Genomic DNA, 14,161 nt, shown 5'->3' with positions numbered 1-14,161 from the left:
CATCATCCTTATGGTTTCATACTATCCCATAGCTGCTGGAATGCCCCGGACTCGACTTCGAAGAATACAGGTGCCTGGCCGTAATGTACTAGCCCTTGACCAAACAGCGTCAGTTCTACCCGGGCATTGTCTTCCAGCTGGAGATAGAGAACCTTGCGGTCTTCGCTGTCGTAGATGCCTTGCGCGATAAGAGGCTCTGCTGCCAGCGGTTTGGCTGCTTGGAGTGCCTTCAAGAAGCCATTAAGCGCCTCGTCGTCAGCGAGCGGTGTGTACTGCTGCTGTCCGTTGTTCCAACTGTGGAAGCTTTCCCATTGTGCGGAAGTAATTCGGCCTTCAATATTTAGCTTGCCAAATAGATCAGCGCCGCTGTTTACAGTGATCCCGTTTGTATGCTCATACAGTTCGGCGAATACCTCGCCGTTGATTTCCGAATAGGACATAATCAAGAAATCGGAATCATAGCCCTTTACGGAATAGATATCCGTTTCTCCGATGTTAGAAGCTAACTCAATATATTTGTCTTTACCGCTCCATTCATCGATGCCACCTGTAGTACGACCAAGCTTGTCACCGCGCAGAGCGGTAGCATCAGCTGCGTTGATTCGAGTCGCAGACTGTGTATAAATGTTATCTTTATATACGACTAGAGCGATCATATCTGCCATAACGCCAGATTTGGTATCCGGAAGTTCCAGCTTGGGAATGACAATGCCTCCGGACGCATTTGTGCCAGAATTGTCTGGTTGCTTTGGACCTGGAGTTACCTGAGCGATTTGCCCCTGAGTACTCTGGTTATTTAACTTCTGCCATATATTAGATGCAGCTAAGCCGATCCCGGCGGCGAGGATGATACTTGCCGCGATATAAACCGTCTTGCGCGGACGCTTCCGCTCCTGCTGTTGCTCCAGTTTGTCGATCAATTCTTTTTTCATCTCTTCACCTGGTTTCATAGAATCCACCGCTTTCTTGTATAATGTTCGAAACTGATCTTCTTTCATTGTGATTCCACTCCTTCCAGCTCCAGTTTTAACAGTTGCCGTCCCCGCTGAAGTCTCATCTTCACGGCAGACTGACTAATCTGCAGAATTTTGCTGATTTCCTGGATGGGATAGTCCTCGTAATAATAAAGATGGATTACGGTTTTATACTTCATAGGCATCGCCATAACTAACTGCAGCAGAGACAAATCCTCGGGGGTGTCTAACGAAATCGGCTCAGCATTTTCCAGTTTGACCTCGCGCTTGCGCCAGCCTCTGCCTAGTAATGTTTTACAATGATTGGTGATTACCCGGATCAGCCATGCTTTCTGATGTTCAGCGTCTTTGAACTTTGGTGCTTTTTCTATCAGTTTGATGAAGGTATCCTGAGTGGCTTCTTCGGCATCTTGGCGGCTGCCTAAATGGACCAAAGCAATCCGGAACAGCATATCTGCGTAGATTTCGTAACTCTTTATCACATGATTTCCCGGCCGGGTCATGGATCGTTGCATGATTCTATGCCCCCTTTACCTTTAACACCATTTAGGACGGCATTTGGTCACATTATGTTCCTGAGAGAATTTGTTAGCGTCTAGATCAAGGGTTAGAATCAAAAAAAAGGCGCGATAGCCCCAGCAGCCATATCATGACTGCTGGGGCTATCGCACCTTTATAATAGAAGTTCCCCTTTAGGGGAGGGTCTCCTCACTATGTTTATATGTATATTTTGGATCAAACCCTTTTACAAGAGCCATGCTATATTGATAAATCCGATCCTTCTCTTTTCGATAAAAGTATCTTGCGTTAGGTTCATCTGCAAAAATCACCGTTGTACTTACGACGGGAGCCTTACTAATCTGGGTATGTACTTTATAAAGATCTTCATTCTTATAATCTCTCGTGGCTACCAAATAATGAATCACTTCATTGTCCATATGATTTCGGAAGGCCTGAAGCGCTAAAGAAGCGACTCCATATACAATAACGAAGGTAATAAGAATTATTTTTGTTCTTTTCTTCATTAATTCCCTCCATTTAGCTAAAATGTATATATTATAAGATAATGTATTGTGACTGGTATGTCATATCTATTGTATCTTGTAATTTACACATTAGAAGGGAGGAAGAAAATGATGCAACAAGAAGAAAAAATACAAGAGCTGGAGCGGCGAATTAAGGTATTGGAGAATCATGCTAGTCCCAAGCTACCAGGTCTCAGAATTTTATGGTTTATTATTTGGGGAGTTGTGGGTATGTTCCTCATTCTAACTCTTATTGGTGTGATTCAGTTTGTATCCGCCTAACAGAGTTTTATTACAAATAAGGCAGCAAATTTCCCGCCGATAGTTAAACCCGCGTAGGTAAAGAATTGCCTGGGTATACTATACTTGCTGCCTTTTTATTATGAACTTACACAAATCAGCTTCAGTCGTCTTTGGGTTCTTGCAATAAAATGGAGAAGGTTCCCGTTTCATGATCCACTTCAATCGACTCGATCCCAACAAAATCCGGAATTTCGGGGTGCACTGCATCTACGTTATAATCTGGATGAGTCATCAATAATTCAATTACTTTAATGGCTTCCATATCGATCCCCCTTGCGAGAAATTCCACCATAATAATGGTCCTTCATTGCGACTCCCTTATTATCTCCGCAGTCATTATTGAATATGTGTTAATCGTTCTTCGTTTCTTCCCATCACGGCCAATAATTGCCCCTGAAAAACACGTCTTTGAATTTGATCAATCCGCTGTAAAGCCAGCTCGTTTGGTACTTGAAATTCTGCTGCAAGATAGCTGATTGCATCTTCCCGTTGCTCAGGCAACGTCATGCGGGAGATCATGGAGTAGGGCATAGCTGCATAAAGAATAAATCGCTCAGATTCATCCTCCTGTGCCCGCGTGAAATGTTCTGGCATCAATATTTGATCCGTACCATGGCGGAGCAGGTGACAGAGCTCATGGAGAAACTCTAGCCGCTGCAGACTGGCTGGAAGCCGGTTGTCAATAAACATGGTGTACATCCCCGCTGATGCTTCGATGCTCTTGCTTCTTACATCCAAATAATGAACCCAAATATTAAGCCGTTCTGCAATATAAGCAATCGAAATTTGCGAAGGCTGAGTAAGGTTCAGACGCTTGTATAAATCTTCCGTCCACTTCTCCAGCGCAGTCATTTGATAATAGGATTTCATGTTATTCACATCGTTCACCTCATTCAGAATCGATTATAGGATCGTATGTTCGTATAATAAGACAAAAGAAAAGCCCAAGGGGCTATGTAGGGTAAAAATATAAGGACACATAAGAACGAATGTTCTTGTGTGTCCTTAGCATAATGCAATTAAACACTAATATCAAGTGTTTTTCCTAAATTCGGAGCAACGCTTTTGCCCAGCATTTCCACCATCGTCTGACTCTGGGTTTCAGCCTGATTTTTGGCAATATTCATGACTTGTATTCCTACATTTTGAGCTAAGGATGCCTGGCTCATTGCTACTGATAACGCGGCTATATCCATATTGCACCTCCTTTGTGTATATCCTGTTTATCGACTGCACCTACCTAATTCATTAGGTGAATAGCATTTGTTTGCCAATTCGCCCAAACGGCTTATCTCCTTTTTACATATCTTGTGCTGTAGTCATTAATCATTAGGAGGAATTGAAAATGGGATTTGAACATGGTTGTGGATGTAACGTAGGTCCGGTAGTAAGCCCAGCAGCAGTAGGTCCGGTGTGTAGCCCTTGGACTTCAACAGGAGCTATTCTGGTACTCTTCATCTTGCTGGTTATCATCACTAAAGCTTGCTTATTCTAAGCTAGCTGATGCACATTGTAGCCCCATCCGGTATACCGGATGGGGCTACTTTTTTTGAAGCGCTGTTCTCGTTAGCTCATTATTTAAACATAAATTCTACGCGGGTTCCATCCGCATAATCTTCTAACTGATTGCCAACCCAGCTACCTGCGCCGCGGTTATCTTTTGGGGTTATGTATTCAATATCGGCCCCTTTTCCGCCTTCATTACACATGGCCATGGGCCATTCATCGCGGTCGTAGCCTTTTTTGGTGGGGATCCCTTTTAAGGATTCTTTGCGGTTGTCTTCAGCCTGCTCACGGTTAATCGTGCACGTCGCGGACTCCCCTTTGGCAATCGCGTCCTGAATGTGCTTAGCGGTTTCAGGATAACGATCTGATGGGAAGATCAGCTGAACAACTTCTGAATCGGATGTGGACGAGGGGGCTGCCGGATCTCCGTTTTGTTCATACCAATAACCGCCCAAAGCAAGTAACACAACAATGATGAGACTGGTGAGTAGTTTCTGTATTTTCAAATCTGCTCCTCCTTTTTTGGAACTTAAAATAGTATATCTTATATCATAATGCAGTGCGATTTAATATACTTAGGAAAAATAAGAGGAGGACGGTATTGGATATGGAGTATTTGATTACGATTGAAGATCAGACGCTTATAGCCTCTGCTGAAGATATTATAACTAGACGCTATGAATGGGAAAGGCACCATGTAGGGGCGGCGCTCCGTACTAAGACGGGGGAAATCTTTACAGCGGTACATGTAGAAGCTAGCATGGGACGAATTACAGTCTGTGCAGAAGCGATGGTGATTGGAAAAGCGATATCCGAAGGCTACAAGGAATTTGATGCGATTGTTGCGGTAAGGCATTCTGATCCGGACAGCGAGGAAAGAGAAATTAAAGTAGTTTCTCCCTGCGGGATGTGCCGTGAGTTAATTGCTGATTACGGGAAGGACTGCAAAGTTATTGTATCCGAGGACGGCCGGTTAGCTAAATATGATATTTCTGAATTACTACCGCTGAGATATACGAGGTAAATTGGAGAGTTTGCTCGGGAGCCGTTAGGCTCCTTTTTTTATGGAGCCGTGAATTTATTCTGCAGTTCCTTACACTGTCCTAAATTAATTTACAACTTCATGTCCATTCGCTGAGTTCATGTCACTAGTATCCCCATACTATAACTTAAAAAAGTTAAAAGGATGTGAGAGTGGATGGAACAGCGCAATCTTCGAAATATGGTTGATTCGGCATCGAGGTTTGTGAGCGATGTTCAGTGGCAAATGGCGTATCGTAAATTGCAAATGGCTCCGGCGGATTCGGAAACGGTACCTTCTGCACAGAAATTGTTGAATACCCTTTATTTTCTGCAAGGAAAAGGATGGATTAGTGGACAACATGATTATTTGGAAAGCGCGGATGAGTTCAATGGGGAACTGAAAAATACTAGCGGGCAATATGCGGCCCTTCACGGCTATGAGCTGGGCGCAATCAATAATCAGACGGCAGCACTAATAGACAATCAGCGGGATTGGGTCGTTAGCAGTGCTATTCGCTGGTATAATTCCGGTGGAATCGTAACGATAAGCTATCACGCTCAGTTGCCAGGGACAGCTCCTGCTTGGACTAATGTTTCTACGAGCATAAGCAACGCTGATTTTGACAAATATATAACCCCGGGTACCACTCAGTATAATGCACTGATCGCTGATCTGGATAAGATAGCTCTTTCTTTAAAAAAACTAAATGATGCAGGTGTTCCTGTGCTCTGGCGGCCGTATCATGAAATGAATGGCGGATGGTTCTGGTGGGGGAAGAAGAGCAACTACGTGGGACTGTGGAACCTTATGTTTGACCGTTTCACCAGCTATCATAAGCTGCATAATTTATTGTGGGTCTGGAGCCCAAATGCCAAAAATCAGTGGAGTGATGACCCTGCCGAATACTACCCAAGCGGTGATAAAGTAGATGTGCTGGCACTAGATATCTATGATGGGGATTTTAAGGGAAGTCACTATGATAGTCTATGGGATCTGGGTCGTGGAAAAGTGATCGCGATTGGAGAAAATGGAGAGCTACCGTCCCCTGCACTACTATCTAAATCACAGCCCAAATGGTCTTATCAGATGACCTGGGGCAAGCTTCTTTATGAGAAGAATACCGATGCGGTAATTAGAGCCTTTATGAACGACAGCTTTGTATTCACACGGGAAGAGTATGCTGCTGAGGCGGCAATTGTGGAAGCTATGGGAGATAGTGTGCTGCAGAGTGGACTATGGGGACAATATTACAATAATATGACCCTTAGCGGCGCTCCTGCGCTGACGCGAACGGATGCTAACATCCAATTTTCGTGGAAACAGGGTTCGCCTGATCCAGCCATTCGCATCGACGCTTTTTCAATACGGTGGAGTGGTAAGCTTACTGCAGCCTATAGTGAAACCTATACCCTTTACACCTCCTCTGATGACGGGGTGCGGGTGTGGATTGATGGTGGGCTGATCATTGACAGTTGGGTGAATCAGAGTGGGCAAGAGCGAAAAGGCAGTGTGAATCTGATTGCAGGCAAGCTGCATGAAATAAAAGTGGAGTACTATGAGAATGTGGGAGACGCGCGGATTGTATTGCAGTGGGAAAGTCCTAGCCAACCCAAAGGGGTTATTCCAGCAGGAGCATTTTATCTTCCTTAAGGCGATATCCGAACGGATTCGAGCATCCGAATATTAGCAAAAAAGCCCCGGATTCCGGGGCTTTTTTTAATGTGAAAAAATCTCAGATTTGTTCACGGTAGCTAATGTTGTTGGCGATCTTCTCGTCACGAACAGCTTTGCGCAGAACATCTTTGACGGTTTGAGCATCATGAATTTTTCGGAAAAGAAGCTGAGGCGCTGAGGCATCATCTGAAAATACAGTTAATGTACCGATGCCGAGCATCCGGTCCATGATAGATTGTGCTACGGATAAATCGCGTACACGCAGTAATTCGATCTCTTCGACATTTTTACCGATAAGTCCGGTCTTAACCATAATGCGCTGGCTTGTAATGGTGTACGTAGTCGTGTTTAGGCGTACGATTCCTTTGAGGCGATCAGAGATACTGGCTGGTTTGCCTTTCCAGAGAACGACTTCTTGAGTAGCATTTGGATTTGCTGATGGACGGCGGGCGGTCACTGGAGCGGTGCCGTCCATGCTAGTTCCGCATTCTCCACAAAATTTAGCGCCCTGCTTATATTCTGATCCGCAGGTTGTGCAATAAGGCATAAATACCTCTCCTTCCCTGATTACAATTAAAATAATTATAACATAATAGTCGTTTTACATAAATTTCATTTGCGCTTTACACAAACCGACATTATTCTGTTAAGTGGAGGGATAAATAATGAAAAAAGTGTTACTAATAGGAACGCTAATGCTGACTGTCATCCTTAGCGCCTGCAGCAATAATAATTCAACTTCATCGGCACCTGCCTCGGAAGAAGAAGTGCAGGAAACCGTGCAAAACTTCTACAATGATATGTCTAAACTTGATGAATTAGGAAAATCATCTTTAGCGGAGTTCAACGAAGCTATTGCTGCTTATTCAGCAGGAGACCTTTCGGACAGGCAGCTGGAGAAGAAGATTAACGAATTCCAGAAGACCGCAACAGACCTATCCAATCAGGCTGAAAAAGTGAAAATTTCCTCTAGCTTGCCCGAAGACATTCGTAAGCTGCTTGATGAGTCTAAGATTGCTTTTCAAAGTGCTTATTCTCTAAAAGAACAGGCCTCTCAAGGTGCTGATTCCGCAGAGGTCACTGCTGAGAAGTTCGAGGAATTGAATCAGAACGCTGACGTCGCGATGCTATACGGCATTTCCAAGCTTAATGAAGCAAGAGAAGCAACAGGACTCATCGATGCTGATGGTCAATCCACCGCTGAATCAGAGAAAGTTCAAGAATAGATCGGAAGTTAGACGCTGAACAGTTCAACTGTCAGCGTCTTTTTGATGCGATGTTGAGCTTGAGTAGAGGTAACACTGATAATCCTATAAATAAACCAGCTACGATTCCTTTTGTGAGGTCTGAGAGGGTACTGCTTCGATATACGAGGGGGTATAGACACAGGAATAATACAGGAATTAGGATGAGCAGGGCATTGTTTTTTTTTCAAGTGGAAAGCCACTCTCAATTAGATATACAGTATTATACAACTTTTAGATGAAGAGGAGGATTTAAAAGAGGTATCTTTTTCCTGATTGTTGATTATTCAGCGAGGGTGTGGATATAATACAAACATACGTTCGTGCATAGCGGAATAAGTATAGAAATTAGGGAGGGGATACCATGGGCAAAAAGCTGGAGAAAAACGGACTCTGGGAAAGCAGTCGCATGATGCTGCCGGAGCACAAGGTAAGAATTATTAGGGATGAACGGGAGACGCTGCGCCGCATCAAGCCTATTCTTGATGAGCAGAAGCTGGAGGAGATCGAATGTACACTGGCCTTATCGTTACGGAGTCATGTGCGCGTCACTGCTGTGCTGTTTGATCCTTTTGAGAATAAGACAATAAGTGGTTTTGTGACTTCCATTCACACCCACTCGCGTGAGTTTAAGCTGCAGTGGGCGGAGGAATGGAAGTGGATCAATGTAGATGACCTCGTGGAGGTTTACATCGTCTAATGCTGAGAACCGCTGACTTCACTTTTTTCATAAGCAATTAGGGTCACTGTTGGGTTGCCGGTCAGATGTGCAATGGAAGCTTCGGCATTTCGAATAATTTCGAGTGCTTCTTCCTGCTCGCTCAGGGCAGCAACTTTATAGCTATCGCTATGAATGTCCATATGTGTTCCCACCTTTCGCTAATATTTTGCCCTTTTTTGTGGAATTGATCCAAGGTGGAGAAGCTATGAATAGGTGCTTTTCAGGGGAGATCTCGGGGATACCGGGGTCTTTTTTGCTGATGCAAGCAGGGGTATTAGTACAAGCGAATGGGGGAGCGGGATCATTGATTATACCAAGGGGTGATTCTATGCTGACTTTAGATCAAGTGAGGGACAAATCGGCGGCGAGGCTTGTTGGGCTTCATCCTGTTTTGGCAGCAGGGGCGAAGGCTTTGATTCAGCAAAGCTATGCCAGAGGAGTGCCCATCGTTATTACTCAGGGGTTACGGTCGATTGCTGAACAAAATGCCTTGTATGCGCAGGGGAGAAGTAAGCCTGGACCTATAGTTACCAACGCCAAGGGTGGAACCAGCTATCATAATTATGGCCTTGCGTTTGACTTTGCGCTTTTGCTGCCGGATGGAAAAAGTCTTTCCTGGGATATGAATCGTGATGGTGATAAAGATAAAATTGCGGACTGGCAAGAGGTTGTACAGGTGGGAAAACAGCTAGGGCTTGAGTGGGGAGGAGACTGGACGTCTTTTAAAGATTATTCACATCTGCAAATGGCCTTCGGCTTAACCACGACTCAACTTCGGGCAGGTAAACGTCCTACGACGGATCAGGTCAATGAAGCTTTAAAAAGGATTACTGGGGAGGATGAGCAGGTGAACAAAGACGTTAAAGTAACAATAACCTTAAACGGTGCTAAACTTACGGATGGTGTTCTTGATACCGGCATAACGTATGTACCCGTACGTGCTCTAGCTGAGGCGCTTGGAGCAAAGGTTACGTATGACGCATCGAGTAAGACAGTGAACGTAGTAAAAGAGTAAAGCTAATCATGTATAGACAGTGCCACCCAAGGGGAAGTTATCAATGATAACTAACCATAAAGGGAGGCATAACGTTGTGAATAAGCTAATAACAAGCCTTGCATGCTGCACTGTACTGTCATTGAGTATAATGGGAGCTAGTTACGCTAATCCAATCGGGTCAGCCGCATTAGGCGGTATCCCGAACGCGAATACGGGCATGGATGGTACCATGAATAACACTCGGATGATGAATACGGAAGGCAATCTAATGAACGGTACTACGGGAACGATGAATCAGCATGAGAGCATTATGAGAGATAAGATTCGCACAGGGGAAAATTATAGACCTAACACCACTAACTACAATGACAACTACACCCGGGATAACTACAACAGAAATACGGTAACTCCACTATCCAACACTACAACAGACGGTAAATATCGGGCAACCAGCACAACTACGAATACTGGAACTACCAGCAGAGGATCTAACTGGGGCTGGCTCGGATTGTTTGGACTCTTGGGTCTTGTCGGAATGAGAAGCAGAAGTGACGAACGCAGATAAACGACATGCTTAATAACCCGTGTCGGCATATGCTGGAACGGGTTATTTTTATGGCATAAATATTTTTTCGAAAAAGTATTGCACGTTATCGAAATTCGTGATATTATATTTCTTGTCGCTTAATACATAAACAACGTATGGAGCAACAACACATAATATGCCGGGGTGGCGGAACAGGCAGACGCACAGGACTTAAAATCCTGCGGTACGTGAGTACCGTACGGGTTCGACCCCCGTCCTCGGCATCACAGTGAAAACCTTGAGAAATCAAGGTTTTTTTGTTTTTCTTAAAGGAAAGCTTCTATAATAAGCTAGGGTTCTGTGTGTCTGGAAATAACATTCGAGTATACAGGACTCAAGGTCATAATACTCCTTTTCAGTGCTTGTATAATAACAAGTTCTAGAAGGGGGTTTTTATTATGGTTAGAATTAAACAAATTAAGAACAACAAAGCAGTGGTATAGACAGAAGCGTTGTCGCATTTTTGTTCTGGAAGAAAGAACAGGAAGCCAGCGAACAAACAAGGATTACGAATAACATGTGCGGCTTTTCTTCAAGAGGTACAGCAACTCATTCGAGACTGTAGAACATCTAAAAAACAATCTGTTTGAATATCTTGGACAAGAAGGCATTAAGCCATGTACCTATAACAATCGTCAAGTTACGAACCTGCCCTGCAGCGAAAGGAAATACGCCAGTGTTTGTCGAATCGGTAAGGGAAAAGCAATGGCTCGGCCGGCGTTTATTATTAGGCGGTACGCTGCTGCAGGTGATAGTTATTGTGACCGCTGTGTTATGATTACACTGCTCAAACCAGATATTTTCTGATTAAAGCCGATTTAATGAGGGGAATGTTGTATTTTGTGCAGGAATTTAAATCGAAATAGTGAATTTGCTTTCTTCCCGTTCCATCGCAGTTACATCATTGCCAAAAAGGGGAAATAAGAGTTCAAAAGTTCAATCTTATAGTTCAAATAGATAGCAAAGCGGAGTGATCGATATTCTGGAATTATCCATGGAACATCTTGATGATCTGGTGAAAGTGACACATGCGCTGTCTACGGAGCTTAGATTGAGAATGCTGGAGTTGTTGAACATCCGAAGAATGAATGTAGTGGAGCTGGCTGAAGCGCTGGAGATACCGGTATCCACCGCCGCTTCGAATGTGAAGGTGCTGGAACAAGCCAAGCTGATTGAGACCGAGCTGCTGCCTGCTTCGCGCGGAGCCATGAAGGTCTGTAGCCGCATCTATGATGATATCAAGATCGTCATAAATGTACCGGAACGTCGTGCGCAGGCGGATCAAGGCGATTATTGCTACGAAATTGAGATGCCGATCGGTAACTTCACAGCTTGTGAAGCAGCGCCAACCTGCGGCATGGTTAGTGAGACAGGGCCGATTATTGTGGAGGACTCGCCGGCGGGCTTTTTCCATCCTGACAAGGTTCATGCCCAGCTACTCTGGCTGCGCAAGGGCTATCTCGAGTACCGCTATCCGCTGGAAATTCCGCAAGGGGCTGCCATCCGCCTGATTCAGTTCTCGATGGAAATCTGTTCCGAGGCGCCGAATTATGAGAATGACTGGCCTTCGGATATTACGCTGTGGATCAATAATGTGGAGGTTGGTACCTGGACGTCGCCCGGTGATTTCGGCGGCAGACGCGGGAAGCTGAATCCTTCCTGGTGGCTCGATACGGGAACGCAATTCGGCTCGCTCAAGACCTGGAGTGTAGACAACACCCGCAGCACCATTGACCACCAAGAGATATCAACCGTCAATCTAAGCCAACTGAGGCTTACTAAGCAGAACCATGTGGATCTGCGGGTGGGTGTGAAGGAGAATGCGGTATTCAAGGGCGGAATGAATCTGTTCGGCAAAAAGTTCGGCGATTATGAACAGGATCTGGTGATGAAGATTTTTTATACCGTACAGTAATCAGGAGTAACTGATGCTGACAGCAAAGTGATGAACATGTGAAGAACCTGATGCCTTAGGCAAAGGTTCTTTTTTTGTACTACGATTGACATTTCAGAAGATTCTGCAATAATTAATACATAATTATTGTAATAAAACAAAAATATTGTTCATAAGGAGCGTGTGCAGTTTAATGGCAACCCAGCACTATATCAAGGATTATCCGCGGCCGCAGTTCGTCCGTAACGACTGGCAGAGCCTTAACGGGGAATGGGATTTCCGGTTTGATGATGACAACATTGGCGAGCGGGACAAATGGAATGAGCATCTGCACGGGGATTTGAAGATACAGGTTCCTTTCACTTATGAGACGCAGGCCAGCGGAATCGGCGAGACCGCCTTCCATCCTTATGTATGGTATGAGCGGGAACTGAAGCTTCCTGCTGATTTGAACGGTAAGCGAGTGATACTCAATTTCCAGGCAGTCGATTATACCGCTAAGGTATGGGTTAATGGCTGCTTCGCCGGTGGGCATCAAGGCGGTTATGCGGCCTTTTCGCTGGATATTACCGATTATGTGAACACTGGTGCAGGAGTGTGCAACCGGCTGATAGTCAAAGCGGAAGACAGCCAGAGCTGTACACAGCCGCGGGGCAAGCAGCGCTGGGTGGATGAGAACTTCGAGTGCTTCTATGTGCAGACAACGGGAATCTGGCAAAGTGCGTGGGTAGAGTATGTATCGCCCTCCTATCTCAAGGCTGTCAAAATCACGCCGGATCTTGATAACCGCTCAGTACGTTTTGAATATCAGACACAGGCAGCGGAGGATAATCTCCGCCTGGAGACCCGGATCAGCACGCAGCAGAAGACATTTAAGCAGGTCTCGCTGCATGTAGACCGGGCCTGGCTGCAGCTGGATGTGGAGCTGACCCATGAAGCGAATGGTCCGTGGAAGCTGCAGTCATGGTCACCTGCGGCGCCGGCGCTGTACGAAGTGGAGTTTATTTTATATAAAGATGATCTGGTCATTGACCGGGTATATTCCTACTTCGGCCTCCGCAAAATTTCCATCGAACAAGGCAAGGTGCTGCTTAACAATACGCCTATGTATCAGCGGCTGATTCTGGATCAGGGCTATTGGCCGGAAAGCCACTTGACCCCGCCGTCAGAAGAGGCGCTGATTGCCGATATCGACGCAATTCTGGCTATGGGTTATAACGGCGTGCGTAAGCATATGAAGATCGAGGATGCCCGGTTCCTCTACTGGTGTGATGTGAAAGGCCTGTTGGTTTGGTCGGAGATGGCGGCGACTTTCGAGTTCAATGATGAGGCAGTGGAGAGCTTTACGAATGAATGGACAGAGATTGTGCGCCAGCAGTATAACCATCCTTCAATTATCACCTGGGTGCCTTTTAACGAATCCTGGGGTATTCCGCAAGTCTACACGAATAAGCAGCAGCAGAAATTTACGGAAGCCATTTATCATCTGACCAAAGCTATTGATCCTAATCGTCCGGTCATTGTGAATGACGGCTGGGAGCATACAATCAGTGACATCATCACCCTGCATGATTATGAGCAGAGCGGAGATGCCTTGCTAGAGCGTTATGCTGACTCCGGCAGCGTACTAGGCGGCGGATTATCTTTCAACAACTGGAAATATGTGATGGCAAAAGGCTATGAATACCGCAGCCAGCCGGTGATGGTCAGTGAATTCGGGGGTATTGCTTTTAATTCCGACGAAGGCTGGGGCTACGGAGAGCAGGTAAGTAATGAGGAGGCGTTCATCGGGCGGTTCAGCAAGATTACGCAGGCAATCAAGGACACGCCTTATATTTGCGGATACTGCTACACGCAGATTACGGATGTCCAGCAGGAAGTGAACGGATTGCTAACAGCGGACCGGACGCCGAAAATTCCTCTGGAAGTGATCCGGAAGATCAATTTGTCAGCAGCAGAATAATCATAACTTTGTTGCCTAAAAAACGGTCAATTATCGGTTCAATGACAAGGTGAAGCAGATTAGAATCTTGTTTGAAAGCACTTACATGTGGGTGTATTCAATAGGTTTCATAATTGAAGATCAAGAGGAGGGGCTTATTTGTTGAAAAAATTATTCACCTCGCTGTCTGCTTCCCTGTGTCTGCTTCTGGTCCTTACAGCCATCCCGGCTTTTGCAGCGAATGGCCCGGTAGTGTGGGGCACATCATCCA

The 14,161-nt window shown here is 45.3% G+C and carries 19 protein-coding genes and 1 tRNA gene; 11 read left to right on the top strand and 9 right to left on the bottom strand.

The annotated features are described in order from the left end of the window. Positions 1-8: 8 nt before the first annotated feature. From M2444_RS08765 to M2444_RS08755, 3 genes are all read right to left on the bottom strand, one after another. The gene (locus M2444_RS08765) at positions 9-998 is read right to left on the bottom strand and encodes a hypothetical protein (RefSeq protein ID WP_280786746.1); all 990 of its coding nucleotides are present in this window, start codon (positions 996-998) and stop codon (positions 9-11) included. Then, a complete protein-coding gene (locus M2444_RS08760; protein ID WP_094874634.1) occupies positions 995-1,489 on the bottom strand; it encodes an RNA polymerase sigma factor in 495 nt (164 codons plus the stop codon). The genes M2444_RS08765 and M2444_RS08760 overlap by 4 nt, the downstream gene beginning before the upstream one ends. A gap of 177 nt (positions 1,490-1,666) precedes the next feature. Next, complete coding sequence (locus tag M2444_RS08755) at positions 1,667-1,999, bottom strand: DUF3139 domain-containing protein (protein WP_280786745.1); 333 nt, start codon at positions 1,997-1,999, stop codon at positions 1,667-1,669. Positions 2,000-2,107: 108 nt separating this feature from the next. Here M2444_RS08755 and M2444_RS08750 point away from each other — a divergent pair, with 108 nt between their 5' ends. Then, the gene (locus M2444_RS08750) at positions 2,108-2,281 is read left to right on the top strand and encodes a hypothetical protein (protein WP_280786744.1); all 174 of its coding nucleotides are present in this window, start codon (positions 2,108-2,110) and stop codon (positions 2,279-2,281) included. A gap of 121 nt (positions 2,282-2,402) precedes the next feature. On the opposite strand, the gene M2444_RS08745 is transcribed toward M2444_RS08750, so the two are convergent. The 3 genes from M2444_RS08745 to M2444_RS08735 all read right to left on the bottom strand — a co-directional run bounded on the left by M2444_RS08745 (position 2,403) and on the right by M2444_RS08735 (position 3,498). Beyond that, on the bottom strand, positions 2,403-2,564 hold the full coding sequence (locus M2444_RS08745; RefSeq protein WP_170880221.1) for a hypothetical protein: 162 nt from the start codon (positions 2,562-2,564) through the stop codon (positions 2,403-2,405). A 74-nt stretch (positions 2,565-2,638) separates the two neighbouring features. Continuing rightward, positions 2,639-3,172 carry an ImmA/IrrE family metallo-endopeptidase gene (locus M2444_RS08740; RefSeq protein WP_094874642.1) on the bottom strand — a complete coding sequence of 178 codons (534 nt, stop codon included), beginning with the start codon at positions 3,170-3,172 and terminating at the stop codon, positions 2,639-2,641. Between the two features lie 149 nt (positions 3,173-3,321). Further along, positions 3,322-3,498: a YjfB family protein gene (locus M2444_RS08735; protein WP_094874632.1), complete on the bottom strand. Its 177-nt coding sequence runs from the start codon at positions 3,496-3,498 to the stop codon at positions 3,322-3,324. 149 nt (positions 3,499-3,647) lie between these two features. Here M2444_RS08735 and M2444_RS08730 point away from each other — a divergent pair, with 149 nt between their 5' ends. Beyond that, positions 3,648-3,797: a hypothetical protein gene (locus M2444_RS08730; protein WP_179281775.1), complete on the top strand. Its 150-nt coding sequence runs from the start codon at positions 3,648-3,650 to the stop codon at positions 3,795-3,797. 79 nt (positions 3,798-3,876) lie between these two features. Here the strand turns inward: M2444_RS08730 and M2444_RS08725 are convergent, their stop codons facing one another. Further along, complete coding sequence (locus M2444_RS08725; RefSeq protein ID WP_042194351.1) at positions 3,877-4,308, bottom strand: NucA/NucB deoxyribonuclease domain-containing protein; 432 nt, start codon at positions 4,306-4,308, stop codon at positions 3,877-3,879. 107 nt (positions 4,309-4,415) lie between these two features. On the opposite strand from M2444_RS08725, the gene M2444_RS08720 reads away from it, so the two are divergent. Together M2444_RS08720 and M2444_RS08715 are read left to right on the top strand one after the other, a co-directional pair. Beyond that, positions 4,416-4,832 carry a cytidine deaminase gene (locus tag M2444_RS08720; protein WP_280786818.1) on the top strand — a complete coding sequence of 139 codons (417 nt, stop codon included), beginning with the start codon at positions 4,416-4,418 and terminating at the stop codon, positions 4,830-4,832. Between the two features lie 174 nt (positions 4,833-5,006). Next, positions 5,007-6,482, top strand: a complete 1,476-nt coding sequence (locus M2444_RS08715) for a glycosyl hydrolase (protein ID WP_280786743.1) — start codon at positions 5,007-5,009, stop codon at positions 6,480-6,482. Between the two features lie 82 nt (positions 6,483-6,564). Here the strand turns inward: M2444_RS08715 and M2444_RS08710 are convergent, their stop codons facing one another. Continuing rightward, positions 6,565-7,053 (bottom strand): PH domain-containing protein, encoded by a 489-nt coding sequence (locus M2444_RS08710; RefSeq protein ID WP_094869520.1) that lies wholly within the window; start codon positions 7,051-7,053, stop codon positions 6,565-6,567. Positions 7,054-7,171: 118 nt separating this feature from the next. On the opposite strand from M2444_RS08710, the gene M2444_RS08705 reads away from it, so the two are divergent. Both M2444_RS08705 and M2444_RS08700 read left to right on the top strand, forming a co-directional pair. Further along, the gene (locus M2444_RS08705; RefSeq protein WP_280786742.1) at positions 7,172-7,732 is read left to right on the top strand and encodes a hypothetical protein; all 561 of its coding nucleotides are present in this window, start codon (positions 7,172-7,174) and stop codon (positions 7,730-7,732) included. Between the two features lie 382 nt (positions 7,733-8,114). Then, positions 8,115-8,450, top strand: coding sequence for a YolD-like family protein (locus M2444_RS08700; protein ID WP_094869518.1), 336 nt, complete (start codon positions 8,115-8,117; stop codon positions 8,448-8,450). On the opposite strand, the gene M2444_RS08695 is transcribed toward M2444_RS08700, so the two are convergent. After that, positions 8,447-8,611 (bottom strand): hypothetical protein, encoded by a 165-nt coding sequence (locus M2444_RS08695; RefSeq protein WP_179085776.1) that lies wholly within the window; start codon positions 8,609-8,611, stop codon positions 8,447-8,449. The two genes, M2444_RS08700 and M2444_RS08695, sit on opposite strands and share 4 nt — an antisense overlap. A 65-nt stretch (positions 8,612-8,676) precedes the next feature. Here M2444_RS08695 and M2444_RS08690 point away from each other — a divergent pair, with 65 nt between their 5' ends. From M2444_RS08690 to M2444_RS08670, 5 genes are all read left to right on the top strand, one after another. After that, entirely contained in the window at positions 8,677-9,486 is an 810-nt protein-coding gene (locus tag M2444_RS08690) for a M15 family metallopeptidase (protein ID WP_481857483.1), read from the top strand. A gap of 76 nt (positions 9,487-9,562) precedes the next feature. Beyond that, positions 9,563-10,033, top strand: coding sequence for a hypothetical protein (locus M2444_RS08685; protein WP_094869517.1), 471 nt, complete (start codon positions 9,563-9,565; stop codon positions 10,031-10,033). Positions 10,034-10,192: 159 nt separating this feature from the next. Beyond that, a tRNA-Leu gene (locus M2444_RS08680) sits at positions 10,193-10,278 on the top strand. A gap of 746 nt (positions 10,279-11,024) precedes the next feature. Then, the gene (locus M2444_RS08675; RefSeq protein ID WP_306440475.1) at positions 11,025-11,969 is read left to right on the top strand and encodes an ArsR/SmtB family transcription factor; all 945 of its coding nucleotides are present in this window, start codon (positions 11,025-11,027) and stop codon (positions 11,967-11,969) included. A gap of 172 nt (positions 11,970-12,141) precedes the next feature. After that, the gene (locus M2444_RS08670) at positions 12,142-13,911 is read left to right on the top strand and encodes a glycoside hydrolase family 2 protein (RefSeq protein ID WP_280786741.1); all 1,770 of its coding nucleotides are present in this window, start codon (positions 12,142-12,144) and stop codon (positions 13,909-13,911) included. The last annotated feature ends 250 nt before the right edge of the window (positions 13,912-14,161 follow it).

It is taken from the genome of Paenibacillus sp. PastF-3, assembly GCF_029893135.1.
GTDB classification, from domain to species: Bacteria; Bacillota; Bacilli; order Paenibacillales; family Paenibacillaceae; genus Paenibacillus_AQ; species Paenibacillus_AQ nitricinens.
The sequence above is the reverse complement of the archived record's forward strand: the minus strand, read 5'-3'. Positions and strand labels throughout refer to the sequence as shown.

What these genes read in the sequence shown, in the direction of transcription:
- M2444_RS08765 (WP_280786746.1), bottom strand. Translation starts at nt 998, where the DNA reads ATGAAAGAAGATCAGTTTCGAACATTATACAAGAAAGCGGTGGATTCT.
- M2444_RS08760 (WP_094874634.1), bottom strand. Translation starts at nt 1,489, where the DNA reads ATGCAACGATCCATGACCCGGCCGGGAAATCATGTGATAAAGAGTTAC.
- M2444_RS08755 (WP_280786745.1), bottom strand. Translation starts at nt 1,999, where the DNA reads ATGAAGAAAAGAACAAAAATAATTCTTATTACCTTCGTTATTGTATAT.
- M2444_RS08750 (WP_280786744.1), top strand. Translation starts at nt 2,108, where the DNA reads ATGATGCAACAAGAAGAAAAAATACAAGAGCTGGAGCGGCGAATTAAG.
- M2444_RS08745 (WP_170880221.1), bottom strand. Translation starts at nt 2,564, where the DNA reads ATGGAAGCCATTAAAGTAATTGAATTATTGATGACTCATCCAGATTAT.
- M2444_RS08740 (WP_094874642.1), bottom strand. Translation starts at nt 3,172, where the DNA reads ATGAAATCCTATTATCAAATGACTGCGCTGGAGAAGTGGACGGAAGAT.
- M2444_RS08735 (WP_094874632.1), bottom strand. Translation starts at nt 3,498, where the DNA reads ATGGATATAGCCGCGTTATCAGTAGCAATGAGCCAGGCATCCTTAGCT.
- M2444_RS08730 (WP_179281775.1), top strand. Translation starts at nt 3,648, where the DNA reads ATGGGATTTGAACATGGTTGTGGATGTAACGTAGGTCCGGTAGTAAGC.
- M2444_RS08720 (WP_280786818.1), top strand. Translation starts at nt 4,416, where the DNA reads ATGGAGTATTTGATTACGATTGAAGATCAGACGCTTATAGCCTCTGCT.
- M2444_RS08715 (WP_280786743.1), top strand. Translation starts at nt 5,007, where the DNA reads ATGGAACAGCGCAATCTTCGAAATATGGTTGATTCGGCATCGAGGTTT.
- M2444_RS08710 (WP_094869520.1), bottom strand. Translation starts at nt 7,053, where the DNA reads ATGCCTTATTGCACAACCTGCGGATCAGAATATAAGCAGGGCGCTAAA.
- M2444_RS08705 (WP_280786742.1), top strand. Translation starts at nt 7,172, where the DNA reads ATGAAAAAAGTGTTACTAATAGGAACGCTAATGCTGACTGTCATCCTT.
- M2444_RS08700 (WP_094869518.1), top strand. Translation starts at nt 8,115, where the DNA reads ATGGGCAAAAAGCTGGAGAAAAACGGACTCTGGGAAAGCAGTCGCATG.
- M2444_RS08695 (WP_179085776.1), bottom strand. Translation starts at nt 8,611, where the DNA reads ATGGACATTCATAGCGATAGCTATAAAGTTGCTGCCCTGAGCGAGCAG.
- M2444_RS08690 (WP_481857483.1), top strand. Translation starts at nt 8,677, where the DNA reads ATGAATAGGTGCTTTTCAGGGGAGATCTCGGGGATACCGGGGTCTTTT.
- M2444_RS08670 (WP_280786741.1), top strand. Translation starts at nt 12,142, where the DNA reads ATGGCAACCCAGCACTATATCAAGGATTATCCGCGGCCGCAGTTCGTC.